Source organism: Bacteroides sp. AN502(2024) (assembly GCF_041227145.1).
GTDB lineage: Bacteria > Bacteroidota > Bacteroidia > Bacteroidales > Bacteroidaceae > Bacteroides.
This window is the reverse complement of record NZ_JBGFSP010000003.1, coordinates 2,826,124-2,840,731: the sequence shown is the minus strand read 5'-3', so window position 1 is coordinate 2,840,731 and position 14,608 is coordinate 2,826,124. Positions and strand designations below refer to the sequence as shown.

Here is a 14,608-nt window from a genome sequence, read left to right as displayed (position 1 = left end):
AATAAGCTGTTTATTCAGAACAATGAGGCGGGTTCTCCACTCCCCATCGCTCATTCGGTTGATTTCCCATGCTGAGTTTCAATGTTCCACCTTTATAGAGTTCATCCCGGAACATCCAACATTGTTCCAAGGGTTTACCATTCAACGTAGCGGACTGTACATAACAGGCATCCGATGTATTACCGGTCGTTTCAATCACAAACGTTTTCCCCGTCGCATTCATCGGACTGAGTTTGATTTCAATCCTATCAAACAACGGACTTCCAATCTGGAAGGTCGGTCGTTCGCAAGAACCTCCTTGTACATCGAACAGCCCCATTGCCGCCATCACATACCAGGCTCCCAACTGTCCCTGATCTTCATCCTGACCGTAACCGTAGCCATGTTCTCCGTTTGTCCCATAAAACTCATCACAAATCAAACGCGTCCATTTCTGTGCCAAATAAGGTTTACCGGAGAAATTGAACAACCAGGAAATATGAAGACTGGGCTGGTTTCCATGATTATAAGGACTCTGCAAGCCTGAAAAAGCGTTTACCACCTTTCCACCACCAAAGATAGACTTACGAGCTTCCGTAAAGATAGAATCCAATCGGTTGTTAAATTCATCCTTCCCTACCTTCTCAATCAAACGAGCCGGATTCTGCGGCACAAAGAAAGTATATTGCATCGCATTCCCTTCCTGAAACCCTCTCCATGACTCCAATGGATTAAAATCATCAATAAATTCACCATTAGGTACTCTCGGACGAATCATCTTCAACGAATCATCGAATAGCTTCTCCCAACCGGCAGAAAATTCCATCAAGCGTTTATAATCTTCCTTACGTCCCAAGGCTTTTGCCCATTGAGCCACCGCATAAGCACTGAAACTATATTCCAATGTATGAGATGCGGAAAAGCTCGAACCTTCCGGATGCGTACCGAAATAAATACTATTCTCATAAGGCACATAACCTTTTTCCACAAACTGTTTCACATCCATTTTACCCGCACCTTCAATACGTCCTTCCCAGCCCAGTTCATTCTTCAATGCTGCCTGATAAGCTGTTTCCACATCAAAATTGCGAATTCCACTGTTATAAGCGCCCGCCAGAGTGATACTCACCATGTTGGTTCCCACCCCGGAGACATACTTACCGGTGGCAATACCATCACCCAGCCAACCGGCATCTTTATACACCAGCAACAGACTGTTTACAAAGTCGTTATAATACTCCGGATATGCTAATGCCCAAAGAAAAGTCAGATTCCAATAAGCTCCCCAAACCGCATCTGTATTATAATGACTATATTCCGGTTTACCATCCTTTGTCAAAGGTATCTGACCGATGGTACCGTCATTTTTAGGATAAGCTCCGTTAACGTCGCTGGCAAGTCCCCTACCCAACAAGGCATGATACAACCCTGTATAAAATTTGATTTTGCTATCTTCCGTACCTCCGGAAACCAAGATCCGGCTCAAAGCCTTATTCCATTTATCCGTAGTTGCCTTCATAGCCTCATCAAAAGTCAACTCTTTTGCCTCTGACTCCAGATTCACTTTCGCATTCGCTATGGAAGTATACGATAAACCTATTTTCACATTGACGATCTCGTCTTTCTTTGTCTTATAATTCAGACACATGATAGCACCCGGTCCTTTTATCTCATTACGAGCCGTCAAAGCGCTATCCTGATAGAAAACATCGACAGATTCCGGTTCGCGATCCAATTTGGCATAAAAATACATGGCAACGGAAGCACCCGCCTGATACTTCTTCACATATTCCGGCTCTGTAATTACATAACCTTCAATCGTTTTTCCATCTATCTGCTTAATGTATGCATCACGCACAGCTCCACTTTCTCCCTGACGATTGCCTATATTAAACAACAGATGAGCACTCTCCGATTCCGGGAATGTATAACGCTGGAATCCGACACGAGCTGTCGCTGTAAGTTCGGCCTTTACCTGATAATCCTTCAATAACACAGAATAATATCCCGGACGTGCCACTTCATCCCTTTTATCAAATCGGGAACGAAAACCTTTATCGGGGTCTTCCAGTTTTCCCGGATTTGTTTTTACTTTTCCCGTTACAGGCATTAATGCGATGCCACCTATCTGAAACTCATGCAGACATGGAAAACCATCAATAGAAGTGTGCCCGTCCTCATAACCTACAGCCTCCCATCCTTGATTATTTCCGTACGTACCGTTCGTAGATGCACCCAGCTTTGCCAAACCAAAAGGCTCGGCAGCCGGAGTATAGAAAAACCACCGACTATGAACCGTACCGATATTCGGATTCACATACTCTACCGGATTGGGACGATCAGGTGTTTCGCACCCTACGATACCAACCAAAATCAACAAGCTACCTATCCATCTCAATTTCATCATTTCTTTATTTTTTGTTTTTAACTTCTCCTTTAATCACCGCCACACGTGCATAATACTCCGGCACACACGAAGCATCCAACAGCCATTTCGGTTGCCGTTTTTCATCAGTCCGCCCTGTCCAGTCATGATACATCAATCCCGCCTGATCACGTGCATGATCCCAAGCGTAATCCAATCCTTTTATCATGATATCCACATATCTCGAATCTCCCGTGACATTGTACAGATCGTGATATCCTCTGAACAGAACCAAATTAAACCAAGGCAAATCGGCTATATAAGGGATACCGTCTTTCGTGTATTTAAAGAACACTTTATAACTTCCTTCCGCCAGAAATTTAGCATTATCCAAATACGCCCGTTCACCGGTATAGTTATATAAAGCGACAGCTGCTTGTAGCAAAGTTCCTGTGTTGTAAGTATACAAATCCGGACATACTGCCGAAGTAGTTGTTAACCATGAGTTCCAAACGACTCCTCTTTCCGGATCTTTCAGATATTTATCAATCCAATGATAGAATTTCTTTCCCACCTCCAGATAGTAATCATCTTTAGTTGCTTCATACAGTTTTAAAGCCAATACCATCGCTTTTCCATTAGAGCAAGCCGGCTTCTGATCCTTCACACCTTCGAGCCAGGAAACAGCCCCTTCAAAGTTCTCATTCCACCCACTTAGAATAAAGGTCAAGACTTGTTTCGCTTTTTCCAGATAATGAAGATTTCCAGTTACCTGATAAGAATCAACATAATCAATGCCTACCAGGCCATTATCATCATAATAGCGGTCTACCTTACCAAATTGGACAGGGTAAGCCTGATAACCGAAAGGAACGCGTGCCGTATCATAATAATGTTCCATCGCCATCACCATTGAATCGACATAAACCCTATATTTCTCCGGTTCGATGGCAGCCATCCATACTGCTGAAGAAAAGACACCACTCATAGGCCACAGGTAAGAAACCTCTTGAGCCTGTCGGGCAGAGTCATTAAAATAAGTCAAATCAGGACGATGGCTACCAGGATAATATTCAGAGAAGAGACCGTATTTGGGAACCCGATAGAGTTCCCAGACACGCTGAAACATCTCCTCCGCCTTATCTTTGTTTGGAGTCGCTTCGGGTTCTCCTCCACAAGAGAAAAGCATGGATACCGCTGATACAAAAAAAACTATATTTCTCAATGCATTACGCATACCCTATTCTTCCGTCACAGTTTCTCCTTTATATAAAGCTATCATTCCCAGAGATTCGAGCGCGGCATCCTGTATCAACAATTGTTCAGCCCGTTTCGGGTTTGTTCCGGTCCAATCTTCGTAAAATAATCCACTTGACAAACGAGCATTCTCGCATGCATAATCCAGGAAATTGATGAATGTTTTGATATAATTACCCGCATTTTTATAATAGGGTTCAATATCGATAAATGCACGGACTAATTTGGTTGTAAACCAAGGGTCATGATCGGGATAGGCCAAAGCCAGTCCGTTAAGCGGACGTACAAAATAATTATATGCACCATCCGAAGAAGCAATGGCACTATCCAGATAAGTCTGCTCACCGGTTATCTTATATAAACGAACTCCATTAGAAATCATCACACCGGTATTGTACGTCCATTTTGTTTTATTAATAGATCCGTCTGCTTGTTTATCATTCCAGTAACAACCATCCTCCGGATCACGCAAATTAGCCAATGTCCAAGCATATAAGCGTTTTGCCAAAGCTAAAACATCCGCTTTTTCCTCTTGAGGACATACAGAATAATATTCAAGCAAAAACAATGTTGCATATCCATTAGCGCATGTCGGTTTATTCGAATCCCCAACTCCCTGTTGACCTTTCTGGTCCTCATTCCACCAAAGACCTCCTCCAAACATATCATCTTCACCTGCTTTCAAGAAGCCAACGACTCTTTTAGCCTTCGTTAAATAATCCTGATTATTTAATAAATTAAAGGCCTCTACCAGTTCAATCCCCACAATAGAGTTATCATCATAAAAACGCGTTCCACTACCGGTAGTACCATTGGTTTGAGAACCATAACCACCCGCAGCTCCACCGGAAGTACGATAATAAACTTCAAAGCGATTAACCATAGCTGCATAATTCACGTCATATCCTAAGGCGTGCAAAGCAGCCGCACCGGAAACCAGACCATCATACGGCCATAAGAAAGAAGCAGCGTTATCACCCTCTTTCTTGGGATAATTTTCATTATACAATCCTTCCGTTGCCCCGCTATTAACCCGATAATACAGATTAATCAAATCAAACTGCTCTTTAGCGCGTTTATGATAAACGACTTCCTCTCCGGGGTCTGACGGAACAATCGGTGTAGGCGGAATATATTTCTCTACGTCATCTCCGGCACAGGAGAATAACAGTGCCGGAAGAATAGCTAAAATAGTCTTTATATTTTTCATAAGTTCGTTCTATTAATTAATCGGAGTCACATTAGTAAATGTATGCATCATCAGCCCGTCCGCATTTGTATCGATAGTGATAGTCGCATGCGTATAATCCAGGCTACCTTTCATCTTCCAGAGATGATCCCATTGAGACCACTGAAACTCATACAAAGCATAGAAGGAAGCCGGCTCTCCACCCACCGGACGTTCGGCACTCACGCTATCACCTCTCCCCCAACAAGTTTCAGCTCCATTCACCATTGCAATGAAATAATAGCGTTCTTCTATCCAACCGAGCCAAGAAGGAGGATTTGTGTTTGGACGACCGGGGTCTACAAATATAATATCACCTTCTCCCACAAACTTGCCATTACCGGCATACTCTAGTACAGCTATATCCCCAAATGTTGCTCCCCAAATACAACGAACTGAAGAACCTATCTTTTCTGTCGTCATTGCCATTGTATTAAAGTTCACAGTCAAGCGAGTTACTTCTTCGGAAGCTGTTACAGCCGTTTCTCCATCCCCTTCTCTTAACTTCGAACTATCATCCATATAATAGCTGAACGCTTCACCGGTAGTAGCGGACTTAAATGTTATATTTCCCGCAGACAATTTTGTATAGACCTGGAAAACGCCCTCTTCTACACAACGGAATGGAATTCCACCCTGTCCGTTGTTTTCGGTAGCCGAACCATATAGATACAATTCCGTCGGAATATTATCAATACCCTCTCCACGGGTTACTGTGATGGTAGCCACTTTGTCAGTTCTCTTCACCACTCCACCTTTCGAAGCATTTACCGTCCATTTTATATCTCCGGTTTCCAAAGGGTAAATGCCGGCATTTCTGGCAATCGCATTAATAGCAGCATGAGTGATTGATAAACTGGTCGCAGCTCCCAAATCACTTTTCACCGTAGCCAGTGGCTTTGAGAAATCACCGTCTGCTTTGTCAAACAACACCTCGTACAATACGATTCCGCCATCTGCCGCACCACCTCCTGACCACGACAACACAACAGGTGTTGCGGATGACACATTCAACCGGATAGAAGCAGGGGAACTTAATTCCGTGGGGACTGCAAAATCCGTGTTCAATTCATAATCTTCCTGACATGATACCATTGCCAGAAGTACTGAACATATCCATATTATCTTTTTCATAATTATTCCTTTTTGAGTCGTTTAACCAATTACCAATTCGGATTCTGCTCCAAATTACCATTCAAGTCACGTTCAGCCTGTGGTATAGGCCACAAATAATGCTTACTTGCATTAAAGGTTCTGTCTTCAACCCGAGCGTATCCCTCATCCGTACCTACCACATCATTTGTCTTTATTCCGTGACACCATCCATTCAATACACTGTCCGCGATTCTCCAACGGATAATATCTTTATGACGATGTCCTTCCAATGCCAATTCCGAACGACGTTCGTTCCGTACAATCTCAATCAGTTTATCCTTAGAAGTTCCTGCCGGAAATTCCAGTGCTGAAGGAAGGGTAAATCCGGCTCTATCACGAATCGGTTTAATAGTCGCATCCCAAGCCGTCTTATCCAGTTCACCTAATTCAGCCAATGCTTCCGCATTCATCAATAAAATATCAGCATAACGAATCAAAATCGGGTTCAAGCCTGAATAAAGAGTGGCGCGATAAGTGTTATCCCAATATTTCTTGATATAGTAACCGGTAGCCGAACAGTCTGAGCTTACCCCATAACCGTCCCTGCCTTCACCTTTCTCACAGTTGACAATAACTTCTGTTCCGTCAGCCAACGTATATGAGTTTCCGGTATACATCACCGTTGCCTTCAAACGTGGGTCACGATCGGCATACGGATCACTTTCATCAAACGATGTTCCTGCTTCTTGGATTGTTTTTCCATCCGACATGATATAACTGTCTACCAGTTCCTGTAAAGGAGATAGTTGGGAATACCCTCCCAATGAAGGTGGCAGGAAAGCATACATCATCTGATGTTCACGACTAGTCGGACGATACTGTGCATCCAAAATTATTTCTGAATTATATTCATTAGCAATTTCAAACAGTCCTGCATAACTTCCAAAGAGCGTAAATCCTCCCTCCGTCATAATGGTAGACGTGATGTTTCTCACTTGCGTCCAGTTACCCTCAAACAAATAAATTTTAGCTTTGATTGCCATTGCCGCCCAATGGGTAATCCTGCCTTTATTATCCGCGTCATAAGAAGCCGGCAGATAGTTACCGTCAATCACTTCATCCAGATCAGCCAGTACATTCGTTATTACAGTGGCTTTGGCTGTACGTGCAATAGACATACTTTCCTTGATAGAAAGCACCTTTGTAGTATAAGGAATATTTCCGAATTTCGTATACAACTCATAATAATTATAAGCACGAAGCACTTTTGCCTCCCCTATATAACGCTTCTTCAATTCCGGATCTAAATCAGGAACCCGGTCAATATTTTCGAGCAACTGGTTGCACATACGGATACCCGTATAGCGTCCGTCCCACACCTTTTTCACATAAGCATCCGCTGTAGAATAGGAACCATTACCAATGTTTTGTGTAAAATCATTGGGCTGCTTGGTATAAGCATTATCCGTCATCGCTTCACTGTAAAGCTGTTCGTCCATATTTCCCAAATAGGTATAGCAAGTATTCAACGCCTTGACAGCTGCTTCAGGGTCCTCTTCCCAATAAGTCAAGTCCGTTTCTCTGTCATACGGTGCCGTATCCAAGTCAATGCAAGAAGCACCGCCCACTACCAAGACAGCCGATAAAATCAAATTCTTTATAGTTGTTTTCATCACGGTACAGTTTAAAATTTAACATTAAGTCCAAATGAATATACTCTTGCCACAGGATAAGCACGCCCACTACCCTCTCCGGTATATTCCGGGTCCCATCCGCCTTTCATCTTTGTGAAAGTCAACGGATTCTGCACGCTGGCAAAAAATCTCAGATTCTTGACATAAAGTTTTTTCATCCATTGCTGCGGGAAAGTATATCCGATTTGCACATTTTTCAAACGCAGGTATTTAGCATCCTGAATCCAAAAATCAGATTTCGCTGCATTATTAGCGGATTCCGCCCCCATTGTCAGACGAGGATAAGTGGCATTCGGATTATTCGGAGTCCAACGGTCTTGATGGAAATCCATTACAGGACCTTCATTGTTATTATGGAAAGCCTCCACAGATTCGCCACGCATCCACTTATCGCGTTTTCCTACTCCTTGCCACATCATCGAGAAATCAAAACCTTTATATTCCAAACCATAGGTGAAGCCGAAAGTGTATCTTGGGAAGTCATTACCGACAATGAAACGGTCATCGTCCGGTTTAATCACACCATCGCCATTTTTATCCAGATAACGGATATCACCCGGTTTGGGGGTAATACCTTCCAAGTGCGGTCCTTTCTGACACTCTTCCTCATTTTGGAAAAATCCGTCCGAACGGTATGCATAGTAAGAGAACAAGGGATAACCTTCCTTAATAATTGTCTGTACATCCCAGCCACCGATCATCTCGGTACCGCGTGTATCTATTACTTCATTAAAACTATCCGAAATATTTCCGGTGAAGTTATGCACTACCGGACCGGTCTTCAAACGATAACTCACTGCCAATTCCCATCCTCTCGTCTCCACCTTACCAGCGTTCTGAATCGGGGCACCATTACCAAACAATCCGGGAACCGGTAAACTCACCAAAATATCTTTTGTACGGTTATTGAAGCAGTCAAAAGTAATATTCAAATCATTATTCAATAATCCCAGTTCAAAGCCGATATTAGCCATGCGGGTGGTTTCCCATTTCAGATCGGGATTTGTAGAAGCGAATGTAGCAGTCTGCGCCAGTTTATCTCCGAAACTGATGCCATTAGTCACAGACACCGTCTGCATATATTGGTAAGCACCAATGCGGTTATTACCGACCAATCCCCAAGAACCTCGGATTTTCAGAGAAGGAACATACGGCTTCAACACAGACCAGAATTTTTCTTCCGAAATACGCCATCCTGCCGAGAAAGACGGGAAGATTCCCGAACGGTTTCCTTTTGCGAAATAAGAAGAATAGTCATTACGGATATTAAATTCCAGCAAATATTTCTCATCATAGTTGTAAGTAGCTCTTGCAAAACCGGAATAGATAGCCCAATCACTTGCCGAACCGGTATTGCTGACCTTATCACCGCTCAAGTCACCTACAAAAATATCGTACTTAGAATCCTCCGTTAAACGACTGGTAGAGAATTGTTTTTCAGAGAACCCCTCATAAGCATATCCTAATAGTCCGCCGATAGCATGTTTTCCAATTTTCGTATTATAGGTCACCATAAAATTGGTAGTGATATTCTTGGAACGGTAAAACTGCTCGGTCAGCTTATTTTCCGAATCTCCCGTACCTTCAAAAGCATTCCGGTTTTCATGCATATTATTATTCCACACGCGTCCACCGGCACTTCCGATCAGTTTCAATCCTTTATATACTTCCCATTCAGCTTGTATCGTTCCCAACAATTCGTCATTCACATTCTGACGATAACCACCTTCTTCCAAACGCTGCAAGCCGTTTGAGTTACTTCCGGAAGGATAGTTATAACTGCCATCCTCATTCTTGATTGGGTAAATCGGCGGCATACGGTTTGCCTGCTCAATAATCCATTCCGTCCAATAAGCATGTTCTTTAATGTCATTACGGGCAAATTGAGAAGTCAGATTCAATGTAAAATTATTCGTCACCTTATGGCTTACATTCAGACGTGCATTGTATCGCTTATAACCATAATCAGGTCCCTTGAACATACTATTCTGATCCAGATAACCCAGAGAAGCCATATAAGACAATTGGTCGTTACCTCCCGTCATCGAAACATTGTGTGAACTTTGAGGAGAATTACGGTTATAAAGTTCTTTCACCCAGTTTACATTCGGACCGCCATCTCTATATTGTGCAATCTGTTCCGGAGTGAATTTGGCAGCTCTTCCCGAATTGACAGCCGCTTCATTATACAATTCAGCGTATACCCACGAGTCTGCTATCTTAGGTAATGAAGTAGGTTGCTGAACACCATACATAAAATCATAAGAGATTTCTACCTTACCGGCTTTTCCTTTCTTGGTAGTTACAAGTACCACACCATTGGAAGCACGTGAACCATAAATAGCGGTAGAAGAAGCGTCTTTCAAAATAGAGATCTGCTCGATATCAGCCGGATTCAGATTGGCCAGCGATCCTTCAATTCCGTCAATAATCACCAACGGATCATTGTTGTTCATTGTATTCAGACCACGGATATTAATAGCAGGTACACTACCCGGAGTAGAACTTCCCTGCTGGATAACCAAACCGGGAGTCGTTCCCTGCATCGCTTCCAATACGTTGGAAATAGGTTTACCCTCCAGTTCATCCACAGAAAGAGAAGATACAGCTCCTGTCAGGTTCACTTTCTTTTGCACACCGTAGCCTACCACTACCACATCTTTCAAAGTAACCACATCCGACTTCAGCACCACATTGATAAACTGGCGACCGTTCACCGGAACTTCCTGTGTTTCATATCCTATAGAAGAAACTACCAATACCGCTTTCGAAGCAACATTCAGTGAAAAATTTCCATCCATATCCGTAGCCGTACCCGTAGATACACCTTTTACCAGCACGGTAGCCCCAATCACGGGTTCCCCGTCTGCCATTACCTTACCTTTCACTGCGATTGTATTAGACTGTGCATACAGTTTGGAACCAATAGCCACATTCATATAAACAATCAACATAACAGCCAATAATTGCCCACTCGAAAATGCCGTTCTGAAAAGCCGGCGGGCAAATTGCGCATTCAATAGATTAGATTGTTTCATAACATTTTATATTTGAATTAATAGAAGAGTTATCATACATTATAAGATATTCAGTTGGGACAAAGCAAAGGAATAAGCCCCTAAAGCAACAGCCCTGCTTGCTCCCAACGAAGAAACAGCAATACCTATTTTCTTGTGACAGGCATAAGGTACCTGTCGCTCCGAAAATGGAATTTTCACCATTTTGTCTTTTTCCTCCAAGAATTTGTCAAATTCCTCTTTTTCAGACAGATTGAATACCTCCATCTGCAAACAAGGGAAAGAGGCTCCAGCAAATGTGCCAATCTGCCGGTTCATCTCATTCATGATTCCCGGAAGTATGTATTTAGCCGCTCCGGCCACTCCTCCGCCAATCACTACCAAGCCATCGACAATATTCAATGCACGGATAATGGCATCACCCGCCATCTCTCCCAGTTCGTTAAAACTCCGGACAGCCGCCTGCCGGTCTCCCTTTGCCGTTCCTTCGGCAATATCAAAAATATCTTTGGGAGTTAAAGAGGAAACATCCTTTCCAGTCAGTTCTTGATATACTCGCCTGACAGCCCTGATGCTGACACTTTCTTCCGCAATCATTTCGGGATATTTCTTATTTCGCATAATCCAGACATCACCGCCGCAGCCGTTATCTCCGGTCAGTAACCGGTTGTCAATCACTACTCCGGCACCAAATCCCGTACCCAGTGTTATTCCAAGCAGATTTTTATATCTCTTACTGCTGCCTGCTTCTTTCAGACGCTTATTTACTTCGGGTAAAATGCCCGCCAAAGCTTCACCATAAGCGAACAAATTACCGTCATTATTAATAAAAACCGGAATACCAAATTGCTCTTTCAAATAAGGTCCGAGTGCCACCCCTCCCCTGAAAGCCGGAAAGTTAGGCAAGTCGCCAATAATTCCATGCTCATAGTCAGCAGGCCCGGGGAAAGCAAAACTGATAGCTACCGGAAGTTTAGGTAATCTTTTCTCAACTTCCAGAAAGCCTTCTACAAGAACAGACAGGCAACGTTCCAAATCGTCGGAAGCCGCCGAAAGGCAAATAGGTTCCACTATTTCGCGACAGCCTTGTATGGCTGAAAACACAAAATTAGTACCTCCCGCATCGAGCGTCATTACGATTCGTTCATCATGTTCGTACATAGATTTCAAGATATTAGATGATTTATTTCATTATTAAAAGCGTACGTAGGCTTTGATCGTTACACATTCTTTTCCTGCCGACTTACCATACGGAGCAATGGTATATTCTTTCACACAGGCAGGAATGATAAATGTTTCCGCATAATGTACCACGAAAGGTTCAAAGGCATGAGTAGGACTCTCAATAACAGCCTCTTCTCCCTCCAGCAAATTCAACACATTTACACTATCATTTGTGTGATGCAACACCGGTGACGAGAAACGGTGACGACGGGTTTCGATAAATTCATTCGGATGCAATCCGGTACGTTCCTCCATCCACCCATCTCCGGAAGCCACTTCCTCAAACCGGTTGCGAAGATGCTCATTTACATACTCCGTATCCCGGTTCCAGTCGATTACGCATTTACCACGTTCCACATTGATCGGGCGTGGCTTTCCATCCAGTCCCAAACGTTGCCAGTCCCATAGTTTGAAAGTAAAGAGGTTCGGAGTCGAACTGATTTCAAGCACCATGCTATTCGCACCGGAGCAATGAATCGTTCCGCCCGGAATCAGGAAGTGATCGTGTTTCTTTGCCGGAATCTTATTGACATACTTTTCTGCATCGAACACCCGTTCGCCTTTTTGTGCCTTGCGCAAATCATCGATCATCGCTTCTTTATCAATGCCCGTTTTCACTCCCAGATAAACTACGGCGTCTTCTTCCGCATCTACCATGTAGTAACTTTCATCCTGCGTATAGTACATACCGAAACTATCGCGGATAAATTGAGTGGTAGGATGCACTTGCAAACTCAAATTTCCCCCACCTATCGTATCCAAAAAGTCGAAACGGATGGGGAAATCTTTTCCAAAACGTGCCTCCACCGGCTCACCAAGCAACTCTTTACTCTTCAGCAACACCAAATCGACCGAAGGAAGTTCGAAGCGCACTCCGTTCACCTCAAAATAAAGGCTGTTTTCTTCGGGGACACAGTCAAAGCACCAACCAAAATTCCCGCGCTCACGATCCAAGTCGCAAACCTCTTTCATCCATTGACCGCCCCAAGGAGCCGGATCGAAGAAAGGAACCACCCGGAACGGCATGTTCACCGTTGCCTCTATCCCTTTAAAGAAAGTATCCTTATCAATCATCTTCGGTGTTCCGGCCACATGGGTGTCAATCCAGAATTCTATCCTGTCAAACAAGCTTTCCTTATACCTATCACATACTCTCCAATCGTTGAAATACCCTCTCTTGTATTGCACGGAAACGGCATCTTTCCGATTGTCTATGCCTAAGGCCTTTACCTCATGGCGACGTAAACGTTGTTGAATTTCCCAACGTGCCATATCCGCATATACAACCATCGCATTCTGCGGAACCACCATGGCAGCCCCCGTACCTATTATTACCACAATATCCTCCGACTCCCTAATTTGCTTTCGCGCAGCAGCCAATTTATCCGCATCAAAAAAATCTTCCAGCTTCAAATTGGTCACATAGCCAAACAACACATCTTCTGTCATGAAGCGTTCCGTCAAAGTTTGGATCTCTTGTTCCGGTTTCATCAGATCACGTACATTCATCACTTTTCCGGAGAACCCTTTTGAAAAAGCATCCAGCAATTCTTCTTCATATACTCCGGTATACAAATCCACTGCCAGCACTTTTCTCGCATTCATCTTCTCTTTTAACGTAGAAATGATAGAATCCCAACCCTGAACAAGCATCCCCGTCAGCTTCGTAGAAGGAAATTTATCATAATTAGCTTTTCTCATATCTATAGCATTTTAGACTCAATATGTTCATACATATTTTAATTGTGCAAATATATAGAATTTATTTTTATTCCAAACAATACTTGGATTATTTTTTGATAAATCTTATATTTGCTGAAAATAAATCAATCCGAAGAGATATGAAAATAGACCATAGCAGTGAAAAGCCACTTCATATTCAAGCAGAAGAGATCCTAAGAAGACTCATAGAATCCGAAGAGTACAAAAACGGAAAGTTATTTCCCAACGAGGTTAAATTGTCCGAACAATTACATATTTCAAGGAACACATTGAGACAAGCGATCAACAAGCTTGTATTTGAGGGGCTTTTAGTTCGAAAGAAAGGCTACGGAACGAAAGTCGTAAAGAAAGGTATCGTAGGAGGAGTAAAGAACTGGCTTAGTTTCTCACAGGAAATGAAGATGTTAGGTATCGAGATTCGTAATTTCGAGCTACATATCAGTTTGAAACGTCCGACCGAGGAAATCGGCACATTCTTCGATTTAGGTTCCAGCCCTGCCACTCGCTGTGTAGTGATGGAGCGTGTCAGAGGAAAAAAAGAATACCCGTTTGTCTACTTTATCTCGTACTTCAACCCCCATATTCCATTAACCGGGGAGGAAGATTATACACGCCCATTATACGAAATGTTGGAAACTCAATATAATATAGTGGTAAAGACCAGCAAGGAGGAGATTTCAGCCAGACTCGCAGGAGAATTTATTGCAGAAAAACTGGAGATCAAATCCAGTGATCCTATATTAATAAGGAAAAGATTTGTTTATGATGTGAACGGAGTACCTATTGAATACAATATCGGATATTACCGGGCGGACAGCTTTACTTACACAATAGAGGCAGAAAGATAAACCGTATGTTCATACATACACAACACAAAGAGGCTATTTAGGAAATTGATATTCCTATCATTCCTTTTAAAATAACCTCTCTTATATCATAACTTCTTTTTCAATCATATCCTACCCATCATTCCTTATCAATTAAAGCACCTCCCCCTTACATAAATTACCTACTTTTGTAGCACATA

Annotated in this window: 9 protein-coding genes; 1 reads left to right on the top strand and 8 read right to left on the bottom strand. The window is 42.9% G+C overall.

All coding sequences use genetic code 11. The features are described 5' to 3' along the window. Positions 1-10: 10 nt before the first annotated feature. Genes AB9N12_RS11060 through AB9N12_RS11025 form a run of 8 tightly spaced genes read right to left on the bottom strand, consistent with a single transcriptional unit; the run spans position 11 to position 13,560 of the window. Positions 11-2,386: a GH92 family glycosyl hydrolase gene (locus tag AB9N12_RS11060; protein ID WP_369892117.1), complete on the bottom strand. Its 2,376-nt coding sequence runs from the start codon at positions 2,384-2,386 to the stop codon at positions 11-13. A 4-nt stretch (positions 2,387-2,390) separates the two neighbouring features. Continuing rightward, the gene (locus tag AB9N12_RS11055) at positions 2,391-3,581 is read right to left on the bottom strand and encodes a glycoside hydrolase family 76 protein (protein WP_369892116.1); all 1,191 of its coding nucleotides are present in this window, start codon (positions 3,579-3,581) and stop codon (positions 2,391-2,393) included. Positions 3,582-3,584: 3 nt separating this feature from the next. Continuing rightward, entirely contained in the window at positions 3,585-4,811 is a 1,227-nt protein-coding gene (locus AB9N12_RS11050) for a glycoside hydrolase family 76 protein (protein ID WP_369892115.1), read from the bottom strand. Between the two features lie 12 nt (positions 4,812-4,823). After that, complete coding sequence (locus AB9N12_RS11045; protein WP_369892113.1) at positions 4,824-5,963, bottom strand: SusE domain-containing protein; 1,140 nt, start codon at positions 5,961-5,963, stop codon at positions 4,824-4,826. A 29-nt stretch (positions 5,964-5,992) separates the two neighbouring features. Continuing rightward, on the bottom strand, positions 5,993-7,597 hold the full coding sequence (locus AB9N12_RS11040; RefSeq protein ID WP_369892112.1) for a RagB/SusD family nutrient uptake outer membrane protein: 1,605 nt from the start codon (positions 7,595-7,597) through the stop codon (positions 5,993-5,995). A gap of 11 nt (positions 7,598-7,608) precedes the next feature. Then, the gene (locus AB9N12_RS11035; RefSeq protein WP_369892111.1) at positions 7,609-10,656 is read right to left on the bottom strand and encodes a SusC/RagA family TonB-linked outer membrane protein; all 3,048 of its coding nucleotides are present in this window, start codon (positions 10,654-10,656) and stop codon (positions 7,609-7,611) included. 39 nt (positions 10,657-10,695) lie between these two features. Beyond that, complete coding sequence (locus AB9N12_RS11030) at positions 10,696-11,796, bottom strand: ROK family protein (protein ID WP_369892110.1); 1,101 nt, start codon at positions 11,794-11,796, stop codon at positions 10,696-10,698. Between the two features lie 33 nt (positions 11,797-11,829). Further along, positions 11,830-13,560 carry a class I mannose-6-phosphate isomerase gene (locus AB9N12_RS11025; protein ID WP_369892109.1) on the bottom strand — a complete coding sequence of 577 codons (1,731 nt, stop codon included), beginning with the start codon at positions 13,558-13,560 and terminating at the stop codon, positions 11,830-11,832. A gap of 140 nt (positions 13,561-13,700) precedes the next feature. Between AB9N12_RS11025 and AB9N12_RS11020 the strand changes: the two genes are divergently transcribed. Continuing rightward, positions 13,701-14,429, top strand: a complete 729-nt coding sequence (locus tag AB9N12_RS11020; RefSeq protein ID WP_369892108.1) for a GntR family transcriptional regulator — start codon at positions 13,701-13,703, stop codon at positions 14,427-14,429. Positions 14,430-14,608: the final 179 nt, after the last annotated feature.